The organism is Rhodococcus sp. FG69 (genome assembly GCF_057808915.1).
This window is the reverse complement of the sequence record NZ_JBMDIX010000017.1, coordinates 1-19,620: the sequence shown is the minus strand read 5'-3', so window position 1 is coordinate 19,620 and position 19,620 is coordinate 1. Positions and strand designations below refer to the sequence as shown.

23 protein-coding genes are annotated in these 19,620 nt (G+C 63.4%); 19 read left to right on the top strand and 4 right to left on the bottom strand.

The features are described 5' to 3' along the window. The first annotated feature begins 145 nt into the window (after positions 1-145). The 8 genes from rpmE (at position 146) to ACODSO_RS14780 (ending at position 7,038) form a co-directional block, all read left to right on the top strand. A complete protein-coding gene (rpmE, locus tag ACODSO_RS14815; protein WP_072807073.1) occupies positions 146-379 on the top strand; it encodes a 50S ribosomal protein L31 in 234 nt (77 codons plus the stop codon). Between the two features lie 92 nt (positions 380-471). After that, the gene (prfA, locus tag ACODSO_RS14810; RefSeq protein ID WP_068370121.1) at positions 472-1,551 is read left to right on the top strand and encodes a peptide chain release factor 1; all 1,080 of its coding nucleotides are present in this window, start codon (positions 472-474) and stop codon (positions 1,549-1,551) included. 39 nt (positions 1,552-1,590) lie between these two features. Next, positions 1,591-2,376 (top strand): SHOCT domain-containing protein, encoded by a 786-nt coding sequence (locus ACODSO_RS14805; RefSeq protein WP_489037504.1) that lies wholly within the window; start codon positions 1,591-1,593, stop codon positions 2,374-2,376. 41 nt (positions 2,377-2,417) lie between these two features. Continuing rightward, on the top strand, positions 2,418-3,302 hold the full coding sequence (prmC, locus tag ACODSO_RS14800) for a peptide chain release factor N(5)-glutamine methyltransferase (RefSeq protein ID WP_489037503.1): 885 nt from the start codon (positions 2,418-2,420) through the stop codon (positions 3,300-3,302). A 92-nt stretch (positions 3,303-3,394) separates the two neighbouring features. After that, entirely contained in the window at positions 3,395-4,063 is a 669-nt protein-coding gene (locus ACODSO_RS14795) for an L-threonylcarbamoyladenylate synthase (RefSeq protein ID WP_489037502.1), read from the top strand. Beyond that, positions 4,060-5,343 (top strand): serine hydroxymethyltransferase, encoded by a 1,284-nt coding sequence (gene glyA, locus ACODSO_RS14790; protein WP_489037501.1) that lies wholly within the window; start codon positions 4,060-4,062, stop codon positions 5,341-5,343. The genes ACODSO_RS14795 and glyA overlap by 4 nt, the downstream gene beginning before the upstream one ends. Further along, the gene (locus ACODSO_RS14785; RefSeq protein WP_489037500.1) at positions 5,340-6,554 is read left to right on the top strand and encodes a glycosyltransferase family 4 protein; all 1,215 of its coding nucleotides are present in this window, start codon (positions 5,340-5,342) and stop codon (positions 6,552-6,554) included. Before glyA ends, ACODSO_RS14785 begins: the two co-directional genes overlap by 4 nt. 31 nt (positions 6,555-6,585) lie before the next feature. Further along, positions 6,586-7,038 (top strand): Cg1360 family ATP-synthase-associated protein, encoded by a 453-nt coding sequence (locus tag ACODSO_RS14780; RefSeq protein WP_489037499.1) that lies wholly within the window; start codon positions 6,586-6,588, stop codon positions 7,036-7,038. A 158-nt stretch (positions 7,039-7,196) separates the two neighbouring features. Here ACODSO_RS14780 and ACODSO_RS14775 read toward each other — a convergent pair whose 3' ends face one another. Beyond that, on the bottom strand, positions 7,197-7,493 hold the full coding sequence (locus ACODSO_RS14775; protein WP_231912356.1) for a hypothetical protein: 297 nt from the start codon (positions 7,491-7,493) through the stop codon (positions 7,197-7,199). On the opposite strand from ACODSO_RS14775, the gene atpB reads away from it, so the two are divergent. From atpB to ACODSO_RS14730, 9 genes are all read left to right on the top strand, one after another. Next, positions 7,396-8,172 (top strand): F0F1 ATP synthase subunit A, encoded by a 777-nt coding sequence (gene atpB, locus ACODSO_RS14770; RefSeq protein ID WP_489037594.1) that lies wholly within the window; start codon positions 7,396-7,398, stop codon positions 8,170-8,172. The genes ACODSO_RS14775 and atpB overlap by 98 nt on opposite strands. Positions 8,173-8,245: 73 nt before the next feature. After that, positions 8,246-8,494, top strand: a complete 249-nt coding sequence (locus ACODSO_RS14765) for an ATP synthase F0 subunit C (protein WP_068370103.1) — start codon at positions 8,246-8,248, stop codon at positions 8,492-8,494. A gap of 6 nt (positions 8,495-8,500) precedes the next feature. Then, positions 8,501-9,064 (top strand): F0F1 ATP synthase subunit B, encoded by a 564-nt coding sequence (locus tag ACODSO_RS14760; RefSeq protein ID WP_068370101.1) that lies wholly within the window; start codon positions 8,501-8,503, stop codon positions 9,062-9,064. A gap of 7 nt (positions 9,065-9,071) precedes the next feature. Further along, positions 9,072-9,899 (top strand): F0F1 ATP synthase subunit delta, encoded by an 828-nt coding sequence (locus tag ACODSO_RS14755; RefSeq protein ID WP_068370098.1) that lies wholly within the window; start codon positions 9,072-9,074, stop codon positions 9,897-9,899. Positions 9,900-9,992: 93 nt separating this feature from the next. Then, a complete protein-coding gene (gene atpA / locus ACODSO_RS14750) occupies positions 9,993-11,636 on the top strand; it encodes a F0F1 ATP synthase subunit alpha (RefSeq protein WP_068370095.1) in 1,644 nt (547 codons plus the stop codon). 51 nt (positions 11,637-11,687) lie between these two features. Next, positions 11,688-12,662 carry a F0F1 ATP synthase subunit gamma gene (locus tag ACODSO_RS14745; protein WP_489037498.1) on the top strand — a complete coding sequence of 325 codons (975 nt, stop codon included), beginning with the start codon at positions 11,688-11,690 and terminating at the stop codon, positions 12,660-12,662. 3 nt (positions 12,663-12,665) lie between these two features. After that, positions 12,666-14,114, top strand: coding sequence for a F0F1 ATP synthase subunit beta (atpD, locus tag ACODSO_RS14740; protein WP_068370090.1), 1,449 nt, complete (start codon positions 12,666-12,668; stop codon positions 14,112-14,114). 30 nt (positions 14,115-14,144) lie between these two features. Next, complete coding sequence (locus ACODSO_RS14735; protein WP_489037593.1) at positions 14,145-14,504, top strand: F0F1 ATP synthase subunit epsilon; 360 nt, start codon at positions 14,145-14,147, stop codon at positions 14,502-14,504. 33 nt (positions 14,505-14,537) lie between these two features. After that, on the top strand, positions 14,538-14,975 hold the full coding sequence (locus ACODSO_RS14730) for a DUF2550 domain-containing protein (protein WP_489037497.1): 438 nt from the start codon (positions 14,538-14,540) through the stop codon (positions 14,973-14,975). Between the two features lie 3 nt (positions 14,976-14,978). Here the strand turns inward: ACODSO_RS14730 and ACODSO_RS14725 are convergent, their stop codons facing one another. Then, positions 14,979-15,563, bottom strand: a complete 585-nt coding sequence (locus ACODSO_RS14725) for a cob(I)yrinic acid a,c-diamide adenosyltransferase (protein ID WP_489037496.1) — start codon at positions 15,561-15,563, stop codon at positions 14,979-14,981. A 55-nt stretch (positions 15,564-15,618) separates the two neighbouring features. Here ACODSO_RS14725 and murA point away from each other — a divergent pair, with 55 nt between their 5' ends. Further along, positions 15,619-16,872, top strand: coding sequence for a UDP-N-acetylglucosamine 1-carboxyvinyltransferase (murA, locus tag ACODSO_RS14720; protein ID WP_489037495.1), 1,254 nt, complete (start codon positions 15,619-15,621; stop codon positions 16,870-16,872). A gap of 6 nt (positions 16,873-16,878) precedes the next feature. On the opposite strand, the gene pdxR is transcribed toward murA, so the two are convergent. Next, positions 16,879-18,285: a MocR-like pyridoxine biosynthesis transcription factor PdxR gene (gene pdxR, locus ACODSO_RS14715; RefSeq protein ID WP_489037494.1), complete on the bottom strand. Its 1,407-nt coding sequence runs from the start codon at positions 18,283-18,285 to the stop codon at positions 16,879-16,881. 80 nt (positions 18,286-18,365) lie between these two features. Between pdxR and ACODSO_RS14710 the strand changes: the two genes are divergently transcribed. Then, positions 18,366-19,070: a pyridoxamine 5'-phosphate oxidase family protein gene (locus tag ACODSO_RS14710; RefSeq protein ID WP_489037492.1), complete on the top strand. Its 705-nt coding sequence runs from the start codon at positions 18,366-18,368 to the stop codon at positions 19,068-19,070. A gap of 235 nt (positions 19,071-19,305) precedes the next feature. On the opposite strand, the gene ACODSO_RS14705 is transcribed toward ACODSO_RS14710, so the two are convergent. Then, on the bottom strand, positions 19,306-19,620 hold a 315-nt coding region (locus ACODSO_RS14705; RefSeq protein ID WP_489037491.1), incomplete at its 5' end, for a hypothetical protein.

Below are 19,620 nucleotides of genomic sequence, written 5' to 3'. Positions count from 1 at the left end.
GCGGGTGTTGAAGCACCTGTCGGTGAGGAAATCAAGACGATTAGCAGGTCGGAAGACCTCTCTGGCATACTGAACGGCCGAGTCCGGTTCCGGTTCACGCTCTCGAATGGCGAGGGCGACCCGGCGACCATCTGAAAGGGACACCATGAAGGCAGGAATTCACCCCGACTACACGCTGACCACGGTTGTGTGCGGTTGCGGCAATACTTTCGAGACCCACAGCACCACCGACAAAGACCGGATCAACGTCGAGGTCTGCTCGCAGTGCCACCCGTTCTACACGGGCAAGCAGAAGATTCTCGACACCGGTGGTCGCGTTGCGCGCTTCGAGGCTCGCTACGGAAAGCGTGCCGGCAAGAAGGCTGACGCCGACAGCTAGCTTTTCTCCCGACGCCCGTCCTGTGATGTCTACAGGGCGGGCGTCGGCTTTTGTATATATGGACTTATCGAGTACTAGAGCGGAGCGCACCCATGGCGAGGACGACGAAGCCTTCGGCCATCGACGACATTCTGGCCGAGCATTCGGGCCTGGAACAGCAGCTCGCCGACCCTGCCTTGCACGACGATCCGGCGGCGGCGCGGCGTGCGGGCAAGCGATTCGCCGAACTCGCCCCGATCATGTCGGTTCACGGGAAACTCACGTCCGCGCAGGACGATCTCGCGGCTGCACGCGAGTTGGGCGCCGACGATGCGTCCTTCGCCGCCGAGGTTCCTGAACTCGAGGCGACTGTGGTGGCCCTCGAACAGACTCTTGCCGATCTTCTGGCTCCGCGTGATCCGCACGATGGCGACGATATCGTGATGGAGGTCAAATCCGGTGAGGGCGGCGAGGAATCGGCGCTGTTCGCCGCCGACCTTGCACGGATGTATGTGCGCTACGCCGAGCGTCGCGGGTGGCGGGTCGAAATCCTCGACGCCAATGTCTCCGATCTCGGCGGCTACAAGGACGCGACGTTGTCCATCAAGGCGAAGGGCAGTTCGGTCGACGGTGTGTGGGCCCGACTGAAGTTCGAAGGTGGCGTGCATCGCGTTCAGAGAGTGCCCGTGACCGAATCGCAGGGACGAGTGCACACGTCCGCGGCCGGAATCCTGGTCTACCCGGAGCCCGACGAGGTCGAGGAAGTACAGATCGACGAGACCGACCTCCGGATCGACGTCTACCGTTCGTCCGGCAAGGGCGGGCAGGGCGTCAACACGACCGACTCCGCTGTGCGGATCACCCACTTGCCCACCGGGATCGTCGTCACCTGTCAGAACGAACGCTCTCAGCTGCAGAACAAGGCGCGTGCGATGCAGGTCCTCGCGGCTCGACTGCAAGCTGCGGCCGAGGAGGCTGCCGACGAAGAGGCTGCGGCCGGACGAGCGAGTCAGGTTCGCACCGTCGACCGTTCCGAGCGCATCCGCACCTACAACTTTCCGGAGAACCGCATCACCGATCATCGGATCGGCTACAAGTCGCATAACCTGGATGCCGTACTCGATGGTGAGCTCGATGCGTTGCTCGACGCCCTTGCCAAGGCCGATCGAGACGCGCGGATGCAAGCCGAATAATTCGCCTCCCACGGGCCGAAGCGCACAGGAAAGGTGCCGATGTACCAGGAACTGACACCCGCGGGTGAGAACGCAGTTGCGGAGTTGGCCGGCCGGTACGGCGTCTCCACCGCAGCTGTACGCACGATGCTCGACGCCGTCAACGCCGGTCGTGGATCGATGGCACAGTTCAACGTCCCCGAACTCGGCGGCGGGGGACAGTGGATGCGCGGCGGGATGACGATGGTCGGCAACATGTTCGACCACGGACTCAAAGCACGCGTCGACGGATTGTGCCGCGATCTGTCCGAGTTGCTGGCGAACCAGCAGGTCTATCCGCCCGCGCAAACGAATTCGGGATTCGGCTCCAGTTGGTGGCCGAGCGATCTCGGCAGCCCCAGTTCCAGCGGCGGGCAGAACGGCTCGCAGTACGCCTACTTCCCGAGTTCGCGACGCCTCGCGGTGCTGGCCAACGGTCGCCTATCGGTCTACGACACACTCGATCACTCGATCGGTGGCGTGCAACAGCAGCAGGGTGGTGGCCCGGGCTCGCTGGAATTCACAAGTCAGTACGGCACGTTCACCGCTGCGAGCCTGCCCTTGGTCGATCCGTCGCAGTCGGCCCAAGCACCATCCCGGACACCCGAACAAGCCCCGGCGCCCTCGCCGGCCCCATCGAACTTTCAGCCACAGTCGCCGCCCGTCGCCGACACGGGTTCCACTGGAGGCCTGAACATCGACGAGGTCACCTCGGCCATCGAGTCGCTCGCATCTCTGCACAACAAAGGCATCCTGACCGACGACGAGTTCTTCACCAAGAAGGCCGAGCTTCTGAAGCGAATCTGACGCCTGCGCGGGGCGTCGGTGCGGCATGGCACGCTGTAGTGGTGACTCGGAAACCGCTTCGCTTGGCCATCCTGGAGGCAACCGCGACCCTGGAGGCGGCCGGTGTGCCCAGCCCCAGGGTCGACGCCGAATTGCTCGCCTCGCACCTCGTCGGTGTCGAGCGCGGACGTCTCGGACTCGTTCCCCTCGTCGAACCAGAGGTGATCGAGGCGTACTACCGGACCATCGAGCAGCGCGCCAAGCGAATTCCGTTGCAGTACATCACTGGAACGACGGCGTTGGGCAACATCGACGTCGAAGTCGGGCCGGGAGTGTTCGTTCCACGGCCCGAGACCGAACTGCTACTCGGCTGGGCGCTTGCATTCGTGGAAGGGGTCGATCGGAAACCGCCGGTCATCCTCGATCTGTGTACCGGCTCGGGTGCTCTCGCGCTCGCACTGGCCAATGCGAGGCCCGACGCGCAGGTCCATGCCGTCGAACTCGATCCGTCTGCGCTGGCGTGGGCTCGCCGCAATGCAGACCTCCGCGCCGAACGCGGTGACACTCCGATCACGCTGCACCACGGAGATGTCACCGACCGTGAATTGCTGACCGAACTCGACGGTCGGGTCGATGTCATCGTCGCCAACCCGCCGTACATCCCCGAGGGCGCCGAGTTGGAGCCGGAGGTACTCGAGCACGATCCACATCTGGCCCTTTTCGGTGGCGTGGACGGACTCTCGGTCATCGAGCCGATGATCGGCAACATCGCTCGGTGGCTCGCCGTAGGTGGGGGAGTAGGTGTCGAACACGATGATTCACACGGCGATCGCGTTGCAGCGTTGTTCGAACGGAGACGTGTGTTCACAGATGTCGTCGAGCATCCTGATTTGTCCGGTCGCCCTCGGTTCGTCGTCGCGTCACGGGCGGTCTCCGCGGACAGCTAGGCCGATTGCCCGCGTGGGCGATCCGGTCGACATGCGACCCACTGGGCCAACCTTGACGCCGCCGGCGATGCAACGAGTGACAGGATAGGGGGGTGAGTACCGTCTACGACTGCCAGCATGCCGATTCTCGAGCAGCCGGGTTGTCCGCAGCCCGGGGCGCACTCAAGTCCGGGCGTCTGGTGGTCATGCCGACGGACACCCTGTACGGCCTCGCAGCCGACGCGTTCGACGGCAGCGCTGTCACCGATCTGCTCCGCGCCAAGGGGCGCGGCCGGGACATGCCGGTGCCGGTGCTCGTTGGTTCCTGGAACACGATCGACGGTCTCGTCGGGAGCGTCAGGCCGCGGACGAGAGATCTGATCAGAGCATTCTGGCCCGGCGCGCTGAGTCTCGTCGTGCAGCAGGCACCGTCCCTCGCGTGGGATCTGGGCGATGCGCATGGCACCGTGATGTTGCGTATGCCTTTGCATCCGGTCGCGCTCGAACTATTGCGTGAGGTCGGGCCGCTCGCGGTCTCCAGCGCGAACATCTCGGGTCAACCCCCCGCGACGACGGTGACCGAGGCGAGGGACCAACTCGGCGGTTCGGCGGCGGTCTACCTCGATGGCGGCCCCGCCGAGCATGCAGTCGCGTCGACGATCGTCGATCTGACGTCGGAGCAGCCCAAGATTCTGCGGGCAGGCGCAATTTCGACCGATGCCATCGCCGAGGTGCTCGGGGTCACCGCGGACAGTCTTGTGCAGGGGAGTGCGGCGCCGTGACGGAACCACGATTCTTCGGTCCGGATTTCGCCGCGCTCGAGGCGGTCGATCCCGAGATCGCCGACGTCGTCACCGATGAACTCGACCGATTGCGCGGTGGCCTTCAGCTCATCGCCAGCGAGAATCTCACTTCGGCTGCTGTGCTGGCTGCGCAGGGGAGTGTTCTGACGAACAAGTACGCCGAGGGCTACCCGGGCAACCGCTATTACGGCGGATGCGAGGTGGTGGACCGCGCCGAGACTCTGGCGATCGAGCGCGCCAAGTCCCTTTTCGGTGCCGACCACGCCAACGTGCAGCCGCATTCGGGGGCAAGTGCGAACCTGGCCGTCTACGCGGCCTTCGCTCAACCGGGCGACGCCGTGCTCGCGATGAGTCTGCCGCACGGTGGCCACCTGACCCACGGTTCCAAGGTCAATTTCTCCGGCAGGTGGTTCACCGCCGTTCCGTATCACGTGCGCCGCGACACCGAGCTCATCGACTACGACGAGGTACGCGAGTTGGCGCTTCTGCACCGACCCCGGATCATCGTCGCGGGAGCGACGGCCTACTCGCGGGAGATCGATTTCGCAGCGTTCCGATCCATCGCCGACGAGGCAGGTGCGATCCTGTGGGTCGACGCGGCGCATTTCATCGGACTGGTTGCCGGACAGGCGATTCCGTCGCCCGTCCCGTATGCCGACGTCGTGTCTGCCACCACGCACAAGGTGTTGCGCGGGCCGCGCGGTGGCATGCTGATGTGCCGCGAGGAGCACGCGCGAGCCATCGACAAAGCTGTCTTCCCGTTCAGTCAGGGCGGCCCGATGATGCACACCATCGCTGCCAAGGCCGTGGCATTCCGTGAAGCCCAGACCGACGGCTACCGCAAGTACGCAGCTCAGGTGGTCGCCAACGCACGGGCGTTGTCGCAATCGCTGACCGACGCGGGGATGCGTGCGGTGTCGGGTGGCACCGATACTCACCTTGCGCTGATCGACCTGCAGCACCTCGGTGTCGACGGTCGCACCGCGGAAGATCGTTGCGCGGCAGCCGGGATCACCCTCAACAAGAACGCGATTCCCTTCGATCCGGCGCCGCCCGCCGTCGCGTCGGGTATTCGGGTCGGATCTGCCGCGGTGACGAGCCAAGGATTCGATACCTCCGATATGAACACCGTCGGTGTACTGCTCTCGCGTGCAGTGCGCGCCGAGGCAGGCACCCCCGACGGTGACCGCGAGCTTGCCGCCGTGAAGAGCGACGTGACGGATCTCGTGACGCGCAAGCCGGCCTACCCCGACGCATGACGGTCCAGAACCTCGCGCAGTCCGGGCAAGGCGCGGGCGTCCCGATCAGGGAGCTCCTGCTCGTCTTCCTCACCGCCGCTGTCGTGACGTTCCTGGCGACCGGTGGTGTTCGCGTTCTCGCGATCAAGTTCGGGGCAGTCGCCGCTCCCCGTGAGCGAGACGTCCACGTGACGCCGACACCGCGACTCGGCGGCACTGGGATGTACCTCGGAATGCTGGTGGCGCTGCTGTTCGCGTCGCAACTGCCTGCTCTCGCCCGAGGTTTCAACCCCGAGTACAACCAGGACATCCCGGCGGCGATGGTGGCCGGATTCGTGATCGTCGGAGTCGGCATCATCGACGACCGGTGGGGTCTCGATGCCCTGACGAAATTCGTCGGCCAAGTAACGGCCGCTGGAGTCCTGGTCGTCATGGGAGTCAGCTGGTATCTGCTCTATCTGCCGTGGGGTCCCGACGGTGGCAGCACTCTCGTTCTCGACCAACTGCAGGCCGGTCTCGTCACCGTGTTGATCACCGTCGTGATGGTGAACGCGATGAACTTCGTCGACGGCCTCGACGGCTTGGCAGCCGGGCTCGGCCTCATCGCGTCGCTTGCCATCTGTGTGTTCTCAGTCGGTTTGCTTCACGAACAGGGTGGCGACGTGAGCATCTACCCGCCTGCGGTCATTGCTGCGGCGCTGGCCGGTGCCTGTCTCGGGTTCCTCCCGCACAACTTCCAGCCGGCCCGCATCTTCATGGGCGATTCCGGATCCATGCTGATCGGACTGATGCTCGCGACGGTGGCGACCAGTGCGTCGGGCAGAATCCCGCTCGTGGCGTACGGCCCCCGGGATCTGCTCGGCCTGCTGTCGCCACTCCTGCTGGTCGGCGCGGTCATGTTCATTCCGATACTCGACCTCCTGCTGGCGGTCATCAGGCGTACACGGGCGGGCCGCAGCCCCTTCAGCCCAGACAAGATGCACCTGCATCACCGATTGCTTCAGATCGGACATTCGCACCGCCGAGTCGTCCTGGTCATCTACCTGTGGGTGGGAGTGCTCGCATTCGGTGCGGTCGGTTCTTCACTGATCGATCGACGAATCGTCGTATTGCTGGTTGCGGCCGGTCTGGTGTTCGCGCTGGTGGTGACCGCCGTTCCGACCATTCGCCTCGACATGGCTCGGCAGCATCGGCGCACGAGGAAAGCCGGCCGACGAGACCGTCGGGGCTGATGCCCGACGTGGCTGGGTAGTCTGTGCGTCTGTGAGCTTCTCTCCTGCGCCGGTGCCCGATCAATCCGACTCGATGCGTGCTGCAGTTCGCTACGGCATCATCGGTCTGGCGGTGTTGACCGTGCTCGGTGCCGTCATCGCGACGCTGGTCGCTGGACTTCCCGGCCTGTGGGGAGCGCTCATCGGTGCGGCGCTCGGTGGCGGGTTCATTCTCACCACTGCGTTGTCCATCGCGCTCACCTCGAAGATTCCGCCGACCATGGCCGGTGCAGTGCTGCTCGGCGGGTGGATCGTCAAGATGCTGCTCGCCGTGGTGGTCCTGGCGGTACTGAAGGACATGGATTTCTACAGCAAGAAGTCGTTGGCGCTCGTAGTGGTTGCCGCTCTGGTTCTCGTACTCGGAGCGGAGGTCTACGGCGTGGTGCGGACCAAGGCTCCGTACGTCGACGACAAGTCGGACAACACCGAGTCCGACGGTGTGTAGTACGACGAACGGTCGTAATCGGTCAAGAAACAGCCCCACCTACACAACGTCGTAGTTGTGTTGATAAAGTTCCGACCAAGTGAGGGTCGACTGTCGCGAACAGGACATATCGCGCGGCAAGAAAGCCCTCACAGGTAACCGACGTCGCGTGAGATCACTTACAGACGCGTTCGAAGAGTTACCGAGTCGACGTGAGTCGCCGACACCCGACAGACGCTGGCCAGTGAAGACCAGGCCTCAGCTGCTGACGACCTCGAGCCGATATCGTCGACTTGATAGATCGTCAATGTCCGATCGAACCGCAGTCGTTTGGCGTCTGCGGCCCGAACACGGGAGAGACCGCTGAGCGTCACCAACCTGGCTGCGGAGTTCACTCCGCCGTCACTATCCGACTTCTTTCCTCCCGCTATCTTGTTCGAGGGCACACCCTTCGAACTGGACAGACTGATGCTCATTCGCATCCTCATGACCCTCGTGCTGGTCGTGTTGTTCGCGGTCGCGATGCGCGGTGCGAAAGTCGTGCCACGGGGACTCCAGAACGTCGTCGAGTACATGCTGGACTTCGTCAAGATTCAGATCGCGGACGAGATCCTCGGCAAGGAGCAGGGTAAGCGCTTCCTGCCGATCATCATGACGATCTTCTTCGCCGTGCTGTTCATGAACATGTCCGGAATCATCCCGTTCCTGAACATCTCTCCGAACGCGCGAATCGGTATGCCGATCGTGCTCGCGTTGATCGCCTACGTGACGTTCAACTACGTGGGAATCAAGAAGTACGGCTTCTTCAAGTACGTCAAGAGCAGCGTCGTCGTCCCCGACGTTCCGTGGGCGTTGCACATCATCCTGATCCCGATCGAGTTCATCTCGACGTTCATTCTTCGACCGTTCACGCTCACCGTGCGTCTCATGGCCAACATGCTCGCCGGTCACCTCATGCTCGTGCTGTTCTTCAGCGCGACCCAGTTCTTCTTCTTCCAGGCCGCGGCGGGAATGAAGATCTTCGGCCTGTTCTCGCTTGCAGCAGGTTTCGGCTTCACGCTGTTCGAGATGCTCGTCATCGGACTGCAGGCATACGTGTTCGCGCTGCTCACCGCGGTGTACATCGACCTCGCGCTGCACGCCGACTCTCACTAGACCGCACGACGACAAGATCTACCTGACCCACGCACCGACCGGTGATGGGCAACAGAAAGGGAACGGAATTCAAATGAGCCTCGCGTACCTGGCACAGGAAACGACCAGCACGGTGACCGGCGCTGGATACGGTGCAATCGGTTACGGCCTCGCTGCCATCGGACCTGGCATCGGTGTAGGCATCGTGGTCGGCAAGGCCATCGAGGGCATCGCCCGTCAGCCTGAGCTCCAGGGCACCATCCGTACCAACATGTTTCTCGGCATCGCGTTCACCGAAGCGCTCGCGCTGATCGGTATCGTCGCCGGCTTCCTGTTCGGTTAATCCGACATGGCAACCGACATCGCGTTCTTGGCCGCGGCGGAAGGCGAGGACATCAATCCTCTTCTCCCCGCGACTTACGACATCGTTTGGTCTGCGGTCTGCATCGCTGTCATCGGCTTCGTCTTCTGGAAGTACATCCTCCCGAAGTTCCAAGAAGTCCTGACGCAGCGTAGCGAGCTGATCGAAGGCGGCATCAAGAAGGCCGAAGAGGCTCAGGCGGAGGCCAAGGCTGCTCTCGAGCAGTACCAGAAGCAGCTCGCCGACGCTCGTCACGAAGCCGCGCAAATCCGTGAGGACGCGCGCGCTCAGGGACAGGCCATCCTCGCCGAGTTGAAGACGAAGGCGCAGGAGGAAAGCGACCGGATCGTGGCCGCAGGCCACAGCCAGCTCGTTGCTCAGCGTCAGCAGATCGTTACGGAACTCCGTAGCGACCTCGGACGCACGGCAGTCGAACTCGCCGAGAAGGTCATCGGCGAACAGCTGTCCGATGAGGCGAAGCGTGCTGGATCCATCGACCGCTTCCTGAGCGAACTCGACTCCGTCACCGCTGATTCTGCAGCGGGAAAGTGAGATAACCATGTACGCAACTTCTCGTGAGGCTCTGGCCCGCACGCGTTCGGTTGCGAACGATGCGCTCGGGTCTGCGTCGGCAGGGCAAGCAACTGCTGCTGCCGCGCAGACCGGTGCAGAGCTCTTCGCTGTCGTGGAGACCCTCGACGGACAGCGCACGTTGCGTACCGCGCTGTCCGACGCCTCGGTTTCCGCGGAACGTCGCAGCGCGCTGGCGGAGGAACTCTTCGCCGGACAGGTTTCGGAGATCACCTCGAAAATCCTGAAGACCGCTGTCACGGAGAGCTGGTCCAAGGCATCGGATTTGCTGAACTCACTGGTCGTACTGGGCCGGGAAGCTCTGCTTCGCGCCGCAGCCGACCAGGATCAGCTCGATACCGTCGAGGACGAGCTGTTCCGTCTCGGCCGGATCGTTGCAGCCAACCCGCAGCTCGAGCAGGCACTGTCGGATCTCGGCAAGCCTGTTCAAGCCAAGCGTGAGCTGCTCGGACGTCTGCTGTACGGCAAGGTGACCGCGGTTACCGAGGCGTTGGCGATCCAGGCGGTCAGTCGTCTCCGTAAAGCGGCACCTGCCGATGCACTGGACGAACTGGCAGGACTGGCAGCGCAGGTCCGCGACCGAGCTGTGGCGCACGTGCGCAGTGCGGCACCCCTCAGTGACAGTCAGCTCGAGAAGCTGACCGCGACATTGACGCGTACCTACGGCAAGCCCGTCACCGTCCATGTCGAGGTCGATGCCGAACTGCTCAGCGGACTTGTGGTCCGAATCGGCGACGAGGTCATCGACGGTAGTGGGGCAGGCCGCCTCGCTGCATTGCGAAAGACGCTCAAGTAGTACGAGTACGGCACCACAGTCTTGACGAAGAGGCGTTTCGAAATTTCGGAAGCCTTTAATACCGCGATCATTGAAGGAAGAGCAGGAAAAAATATGGCGGAGCTGACGATCTCCTCCGACGAGATCCGTAGCGCGATCGAGAACTTCACCGCGAGCTACTCACCGGAGTCCTCCCGCGAGGAGGTCGGCACGGTTACCGACACGAGCGACGGAATTGCTCACGTGTCCGGTCTTCCGTCGGCGATGTCCAACGAGCTGCTGGAATTCCCCGGCGGCGTTCTCGGTGTTGCGCTCAACTTGGATGCCACCGAAATCGGTGCCGTCATCCTCGGTGACTACGAGCACATCGAAGAAGGCCAGGAAGTCAAGCGCACCGGTGACGTTCTGTCCGTACCGGTCGGCGACGGCTACCTCGGCCGCGTCGTCAACCCCCTCGGTCAGCCGATCGACGGGCTGGGCGACATCGAGTCCAGCGAGAACCGCGCTCTCGAACTGCAGGCCGCCTCGGTACTCGAGCGCCAGCCGGTCGAAGAGCCGCTGCAGACCGGCATCAAGGCCATCGACGCCATGACGCCGATCGGCCGCGGACAGCGTCAGCTCATCATCGGCGACCGCAAGACCGGCAAGACCGCCGTCTGCATCGACGCCATCCTGAACCAGAAGGCCAACTGGGAGTCCGGCGACGAGAAGAAGCAGGTTCGCTGCATCTACGTCGCCATCGGTCAGAAGGGCTCCACGATCGCAGGCGTCAAGGCTGCGCTCGAAGAGCAGGGTGCACTCGAGTACACGACCATCGTCGCGGCTCCGGCATCCGATTCGGCCGGCTTCAAGTGGCTCGCTCCGTACACCGGCTCGGCCATCGGCCAGCACTGGATGTACCAGGGCAAGCACGTCCTCATCGTGTTCGACGACCTGACCAAGCAGGCCGAGGCGTACCGCGCCATCTCGCTGCTGCTGCGTCGTCCGCCGGGCCGCGAGGCATACCCAGGTGACGTCTTCTACTTGCACTCCCGTCTGCTGGAGCGTTCGGCCAAGCTGTCCGACGCGCTCGGTGGCGGATCGTTGACGGCTCTGCCGATCATCGAGACCAAAGCAAACGACGTCTCGGCGTACATCCCGACCAACGTCATCTCGATCACCGACGGTCAGGTCTTCCTCGAGTCGGACCTCTTCAACAAGGGTGTTCGTCCAGCTATCAACGTCGGTATCTCGGTCTCCCGAGTCGGTGGCGCCGCGCAGACCAAGGGCATGAAGAAGGTATCCGGCTCACTGCGTCTCGAGCTGGCTCAGTTCCGTGAGCTCGAAGCCTTCTCCGCGTTCGCCTCCGACCTCGACGCTGCCTCCAAGGCTCAGCTCGAGCGTGGTGCGCGTCTGGTCGAGCTGCTCAAGCAGGATCAGTACTCGCCGGTTGCCGTCGAAGATCAGATCGTGTCGATCTGGCTCGCCGGTCAGGGCACCTACGACTCGGTTCCCGTCGGCGACGTGCGTCGCTTCGAGAGCGAGTTGCTCGAGGATCTGCACCGCAACGCCAGCGGCGTGTACGACAACATTGCCGGCGGCAAGGCACTGGACGACGACACGCAGAAGGCGCTCCTCGAAGCCACCGAGAAGTTCAAGGCAGGCTTCCTCGACTCCGAGGGCAACACCGTCGTCAACGAGGCCGAGGCAGACACGCTGAACCCGGACGAGGTCAGCCAGGAGCAGGTCAACGTCACCCGCAAGACAGTCAGCAAGTAGGCCGGCGATGACAGGTGACAAGACGAGCAAAGAAGGGAGCGTGAACAGCTGATGGCAAGCATTCTCGAGCTGCGTTCCCGGATCAAGTCGGTCAACTCGACGAAGAAGATCACCAAAGCGCAAGAACTGATCGCCACGTCGCGAATCACCAAGGCGCAGGCTCGTGTTGCGGCCTCCAAGCCGTACGCGGAAGAGATCACCAAAGTGCTCTCGGCTTTGGCCAGTGCTTCGGGTTCGCTCGATCACCCGTTGCTGAACGAGCGCGCCGAACCCAAGCGTGCGGCTGTCCTGGTTGTGACCAGCGACCGCGGCATGTGCGGTGGTTACAACTCCAACGTCCTCAAGGAAGCGGAGGAGCTGTTCCAGCTTCTGCGCAAGGAGGGTAAGGACCCGGTCATCTACGTGCTCGGCGCGAAGGGGCTCGGTTACTACACCTTCCGCGAGCGCGACGTGAAGGGTGCATGGACGGGCTTCTCGCAGGAGCCCGGCTACGCCGACGCGGCAAAGGCCAGCAGGCATCTGGTCGAGCTGTTCATGGCGGGATCCGGCTCCGAGGTGGACGCCCCCAATGGTGAAGGCACCATCGAGGGCGTCGACGAACTGCACATCGTCTACACACGTTTCGTGTCGATGTTGACGCAGAAGCCCGAAGTTCGCCGGATGGCACCGCTGGAGATCTCGTACACCGACGAGGAGATTCAGATGGGCGCAGATGCGCTCACCGATTCGCCCTCGGCTTCGGATGTGCAGGCCCAGTACGACTTCGAGCCCGAGGCCGGAACGCTTCTGTCGGCTCTGCTGCCGAAGTACATCAGCACGAGGATCTACTCCTCGTTGCTCGATGCGGCTGCGTCCGAGTCGGCCGCGCGCCGTACTGCCATGAAGGCGGCAACGGACAACGCGAACGAATTGGTCGAGAACCTGAGCCGTCAGGCCAACCAGGCTCGGCAAGCCCAGATCACCCAGGAAATCAGCGAAATCGTTGGTGGCGCAAACGCGTTGGCTGACAGCGCAGGAAGTGACTAAGCAATGACCGCAGCAGTAGCCCAAGAGAACGCGAGCGGAGCGGGCACACAGTCCGGCCGTGTCGTTCGGGTCATCGGCCCCGTTGTGGACGTCGAGTTCCCGCGCGGCTCCATCCCCGCCCTGTTCAACGCCCTCAACGCAGAGATCACTCTGCCGACCGTGGCCAAGACCCTGACGCTCGAGGTCGCACAGCACCTCGGTGACAATCTGGTCCGCACCATTTCCATGCAGCCGACCGACGGACTCGTCCGCGGCACGGACGTCGTGGACAGTGGCAAGCCGATCTCGGTTCCCGTCGGCGACGTCGTCAAGGGTCACGTCTTCAACGCCCTCGGTGACTGCCTCGACACCCCGGGCCTCGGTCGCGACGGTGAGCAGTGGGGCATCCACCGCAAGCCACCAGCCTTCGATCAGCTCGAAGGCAAGACCGAGATCCTCGAGACCGGCATCAAGGTCATCGACCTTCTCACCCCGTACGTCAAGGGTGGAAAGATCGGACTGTTCGGTGGTGCCGGTGTCGGCAAGACCGTTCTGATCCAGGAAATGATCACCCGTATCGCCCGCGAGTTCTCCGGTACTTCGGTGTTCGCAGGCGTCGGTGAGCGCACTCGTGAGGGCACCGACCTTCACCTCGAGATGGAAGAGATGGGCGTCCTCCAGGACACCGCCCTTGTCTTCGGTCAGATGGACGAGCCGCCCGGCACGCGTATGCGCGTCGCCCTGTCCGCACTGACCATGGCGGAGTACTTCCGCGATGTGCAGGGCCAGGACGTGTTGCTCTTCATCGACAACATCTTCCGCTTCACGCAGGCAGGTTCCGAGGTATCGACCCTGCTGGGACGTATGCCTTCTGCCGTGGGTTACCAGCCGACGCTGGCGGACGAGATGGGTGAGCTCCAGGAGCGCATCACCTCGACCCGTGGACGCTCGATCACCTCGCTGCAGGCGATCTACGTTCCCGCCGACGACTACACCGACCCGGCGCCTGCGACGACGTTCGCCCACCTCGACGCAACGACCGAGCTGTCGCGTCCGATTTCGCAGATGGGTATCTACCCCGCTGTGGACCCGCTGAGCTCGACGTCGCGAATCCTCGAGCCCGGCATCGTCGGTGCAGAGCACTTCCGCGTTGCCAACGAGGTGAAGCGCATCCTGCAGAAGTACAAGGAACTGCAGGACATCATCGCCATCCTCGGTATGGACGAGCTCCAGGAAGAGGACAAGGTTCTGGTCGGCCGTGCACGCCGCCTCCAGAAGTTCCTCGGCCAGAACTTCATCGTCGCGGAGAAGTTCACCGGTGAGCCAGGCTCGGTCGTGTCGCTGTCCGACACCATCGAGGCGTTCGACAAGGTCACCAAGGGTGAGTACGACCACCTTCCCGAGCAGGCATTCAACAGCTGTGGTGGTCTCGACGACGTCGAGGCAGCAGCCAAGAAGATCGCCGGAAAGTAGCCCGACGTGACTTCTTCGGAAACGAACGGCATGGAGGTCTCCCTCGTCGCGGTCGAGCAGAAACTGTGGTCCGGCAACGCGACCCTGGTGAGCGCTCAGACCACGGAAGGCGAGATCGGCATCATGGCCGGTCACGAGCCGGTCCTCGGCCAGCTGGTCGAGGCAGGCACGGTCTCCATCACCACAGTCGACGGCGAGCGAATCGTTGCGGCTGTACACGGTGGATTCCTGTCCGTGACGGGTAAAGCCGTCACTGTCCTTGCGGAGTCTGCGGACTTCGCCAAGGACATCGACGTCGATGCAGCTCGAGCGATACTGGACGCGGGCGGTGACGACAAGGAGGCACTCGCAATGGCGAAGGGCCGAATTCGCGCCGCTGAGCGGGCCTAGGTTTCACGAGAAAGCCGCGACGGGGCCAGCGAGATGCACATCGGAGTGATCGTTCTGATCATCCTGGTTGTGCTGCTCGCAGGCCTCGTCGCGGCTTTTCTGTATCGTCTGACCATTCTTCGCCGTGGTGGCACCGCTGCGATCATGCGGGTTACTCCGTCGGCTGGTGGTAGCGGCTGGCGGCACGGTGTCATCCGCTACGGCGACAACACTCTCGTCTTCTTCAAACTGTCGAGCCTTCGGCCGGGACCGGATCACCGGATGACCCGTCAGGGCATCGAAGTGGGTGAGCGCCGGAAGCCTCGGGCAGACGAGTTCGACATCATGGCCGACGAGATCGCGGTTCTCGAACTCACCGACCATGGTCGACATTTCGAGATCGCTTTGGACAGGGGAGCGCTGACGGCGTTCATGTCCTGGCTCGAATCCCGTCCGTCGGGCCGCTCACGGCGCGGTCGACCGGCCGCTTAGTTCTTATCCGTCGGTGGAGCGTGATGCTCCCGGCACCCATTGGACGTCACCCGCGGGGTTTGCATGTCTGCTCAGGATGAACAGTAGGTCCGACAGTCTGTTCAGATATTTCGCCGGCAATGTGCTCGTGTCGTCCGGGCTCGCTTCGACGGCTGCCCATGCCGCGCGTTCAGCGCGACGGGCTACTGTCCGGGCGGCGTGCAGCAAGGCGCCCAGAGGGGTTCCACCAGGCAAAATGAAGGATGTGAGGGGCTCGAGCTCCTCGTTGAACTCGTCGCACCACCCTTCGAGTCGGTCGATGTAAGTCTGGTCGATGCGCAGCGGGGGATATTTCGGCTCGTGGACCACCGGTGTGGACAGGTCTGCACCGGCGTCGAACAGGTCGCTTTGGATGGTACGGATGATCTGAACGACCTTGGACGACGGATTGCCCAGTGCCAGAACGACTCCGAGGCTCGCATTCGTCTCGTCGCAGTCGGCGTAGGCGACGACGCGTGGGTCGTTCTTCGGTACGCGGGAGAAGTCACTTAATCCGGTCGTGCCGTCGTCACCGGTGCGAGTGTAGATCCGAGTCAAGTGCACAGCCATGGCGCTACGGTACCGCTCGGCCCGGACCATCGGGTCGTGGCTACGCTGTCGAACTGTGAGTGAACGCTTTTTGGTCTCCGGTGGTAGCCGACTCGTCGGCGAGGTGTCGGTCGGCGGGGCGAAGAACAGCGTCCTCAAGCTGATGGCAGCGGCGCTTCTGGCAGAGGGTACGAGCACGATCACCAACTGCCCCGACATTCTCGACGTACCGCTGATGGCGGAGGTCCTACGCGGACTCGGGTGTGACGTCGTGCTCGAAGGCTCGGTCGTGCACATAACGACGCCCGCCGAACCGACCCATCGTGCGGACTTTCCGGCGGTGACACAGTTCAGGGCGTCGGTCTGCGTACTGGGTCCGTTGGTTGCGCGCTGCAAGCGCGCGGTGGTAGCGCTGCCGGGTGGGGATGCCATCGGCTCGCGCCCACTCGACATGCATCAGTCCGGACTCCGGTTGCTCGGTGCGCACAGCGAGATACAACACGGGTGTGTCGTTGCCGAAGCAGAAGAACTGCGCGGAGCGAACATTCGACTCGCCTTTCCGTCTGTCGGAGCGACCGAGAACATCCTGATGGCAGCGGTCCTCGCCAAGGGCGAGACCGTCATCGACAACGCGGCGCGCGAACCCGACATCGTCGATGTATGCAACATGCTCAACAAGATGGGCGCTCAGGTCAGCGGTGCGGGTACTTCGACGCTGACCATCAAGGGTGTCGAATCGCTGAAGCCCACCACCCACATGGTGATCGGTGATCGGATCGTGGCGGCCACTTGGGGAATTGCAGCTGCGATGACCCGGGGCGATGTCCGTGTGCGGGGCGTGAATCCGAAGCATCTGTCGCTGGTTCTCGACAAACTCCGGGCGGCAGGCTCGGAGGTGACGTCCGAAGCGGATGGCTTCCGGGTCGTTCAGCACGAGCGGCCGACCGCGGTGAATTTCGCGACGCTTCCATTCCCCGGTTTCCCGACCGACCTGCAGCCGATGGCGATCGGACTCGCTTCGGTTGCGAACGGAACATCGATGATCACCGAGAACGTGTTCGAAGCTCGATTCCGCTTCGTGGAGGAGATGATTCGGCTGGGTGCGGACGCTCGAACCGACGGGCATCACGCTGTCGTGCGTGGAGTTCCGCAGTTGTCGAGTGCTCCGGTGTGGTCTTCGGACATCAGAGCCGGCGCTGGTCTGGTCCTGGCGGGACTGTGCGCCGACGGGGTCACCGAGGTTCACGATGTCTATCACATCGACCGCGGCTATCCCCGGTTCGTCGAGAACTTGACCGATCTCGGCGGCAGCATCGAACGGGTGGACTGACGCGGATCAGATCACCCGCATCAACGCGTCGACCAGCACGTCGAGGGCATAGCTGAGTTCGTCGTCGGACACCGACCCGTACCCGACGATCAAGCCGGCAACCGGCGAGGCGCTACGTGTGGACCGCGCGAGCGTCTCGACGTCGACACCTGCGGCCGCGGCCTCGAGTGCCACCGAAGCTGCAACTCCCGGGTCGAGCAACAAGGTGGTGTGCATTCCGGCGCCGACCCCACGGAGTTCGCCGAATCGATCCAACGCTGCCGCGACACGTCTGTCACGCTCGCGGTAGAGCCTGCGAGCCGCACGGACTGTTCGGTCCCATTCGCCGTCGCGCAGCAACGAGGTCATAGCGTGCTGAACCGGCAGAGACGGGTAGTCGCCCAGATCGATACGCAACTCGGCGATCTGCTCGACGATGTCCGGCGGTGCCACGAGCCAGCCGATCCGGATGCCACCCCCGAGAGTCTTGGCGACTGTGCCGAGATAGATGGTCCGGTCCGGTGCGAATTCGGCCACAGTCGGCAAAGGTGCTACGTCGTAACGGAATTCGGAATCGTAGTCGTCCTCGACGATCATGATGTCACGCGTGCGAGCGAAATCCGCTAGCTCGCGTCGACGACCGACGGTGAGCAACCCGCCGGTCGGGTACTGGTGCGACGGAGTCACGTAGACGGCTCGGGTGCGACTGGGCGCTCGATCGAGCTCGGGGGTGACTAGCCCGTCGGCGTCGACAGCGACGTCGTGTATCGACCAGCCCCAGCGGCGGGCAGTCGAGGTGGCGACGTGGTAACCGGGGTTTTCGTGGGCGAGTACAGGTGGGGAAGTGACGCCGTCCTCACGCAGGACAGCGAGCGACAAACTCATCCCGTGCATGCTGCCGGTCGTGATCACAACGGAATCCGCGTCGGTGTGCAGCCCACGTGCGCGTCCCAGCAGTTCGGCCACCGCCGAACGGAGATATGTGTCGCCTCGCGGATCCGGATAAGCCTGCGGAGGCTGCGCGTTGCCGACGTCTCGCCACGCGCGCTTCCATGCGGCGGACATCTGGGGAACCCAGGGTGTCCCGGTGGTCAATCGAATTCTTCGGCCTTGCACTGAAGGTGTGACTGCAGTTGTCGAGCGTCTGGATCCCGTCGGGTTTGTAGCCTGCCCGTCGGTAGGAAGGCGTCGGACAAAGGTCCCGGATCCGCGCCGTGCGTGCAGCCAACCCTCGGCAGTCAATTGGTCGTACGCACTCTCGACGACCGCACGCGCGACGCCTATTTCTGCGGAAAGTGCTCTGCTGCTGGGCAAACGGACGTCTGGCGCCACTTGCCCGTCGCTGATCGCCGCGCGAATTCGGTCGGCAATCTGGACGGGCAGGGTGCGCGGATCCGAGCGGTCCACCGACATGATCAACGACGACGGGAGCATGACCTACCTTCGAGTGGCCTACAAATCTCTAGCACCAATGGACCGTGACAGTAAGCCAATTTTCGAGAACCATCAAGCGCATGAGCATCGACGACATCGAACTTTCCCCCACGCAGCGCTCGACCGTCAGACGGGGCCGGGCGCGAGCGCGTCTCGATCGCGCCGAACTGGTCGATGTCCTCTCCTCGGCCCGAATCTGCCACCTCGGGGTTGTGATCGATGGCGCACCCAGAGTTCTTCCCACGGTGTACGGGGTGGACCTCGACGGTTCGGATCGCGGCGGAACGCTCTATCTCCACGGGTCCGTCGCGGCCCGGAGCCTGGTGGCGGCCCCGAATGTGGACGTCTGCGTGACTGTCACGACCGTCGACGGTTTGGTGCTCGCGAGATCCGGATTTCATCACTCCATGAACTACCGGAGTGCAGTTGTGTTGGGCCGACCGCGGCTGGTGACCGATGTCGGTGAACGGGGACGCGCCCTCGATACCATCGTCGATCAGGTGGCCCCGGGCCGGAGTCAGCATCTTCGCGCCCACACCAAGAAGGAGTTGGCCGCAACGGTGGTGCTGGCACTCTCGCTGTACGAGGCGTCGGTGAAAACGCGCGACGGCGGACCGGTTGACGACGACGTCGACTTAGCGGTCGGCGGGGTGTGGGCAGGAGTCGTCCCGACGGGGGAGTGGGTGGGGGAACCAGAGCCTGCTGCCGACCTCGGTCCGGGCGTGGACCAGCCGAATCACGTCACCGAACTCTGCAGCGGATCGCCTTTTCGTAGTCGAATGTGAAGCTCCTTGGAATGGATGATGAGCCTGAACCGTTGTGCGACAGCGGCATTGATGGACCGGCTACGGGACTGGCACGGGTCGCCGCTGACGCGGCCTTGGACGGCGTGGGATCGGGCAAGCAACTGGACTGGGTAGGAAACGAGAATCCTTTCGGCCCACTTCGTCGCGGGTATGGTCAGCGTCACAGTGGCCAGTCCATGGCACAGGCTCGGTGTTGTTGTGGACTATTGGCTGTTCAGCTGCGGCGATGCAGCTCGAGCGGTCCTTTACCTGCCGATTTGCGCGACGGCATCCGCTCGCGTAACTTTTGTCGAGTCAGAGCGACGGACACCGACCAGGTCTTCACGGATGTGGCAACGAGGTTGTACGGGTGCTGGCGATTGAAGTGTAGTGTTGGTTTGTCCCCCAAGAGTCGGGCCTTGTGTCCGAGACCAAGCTGGGATAGGCTGGAACAGTTGCCCTCGATGCTTTCAGGTGTGTTGCCTGTGGGTGTTGGGTGTGTGCGTGTTCTTTGAGAACTCAACAGTGTGTCGATGAATGTCAGTGCCGA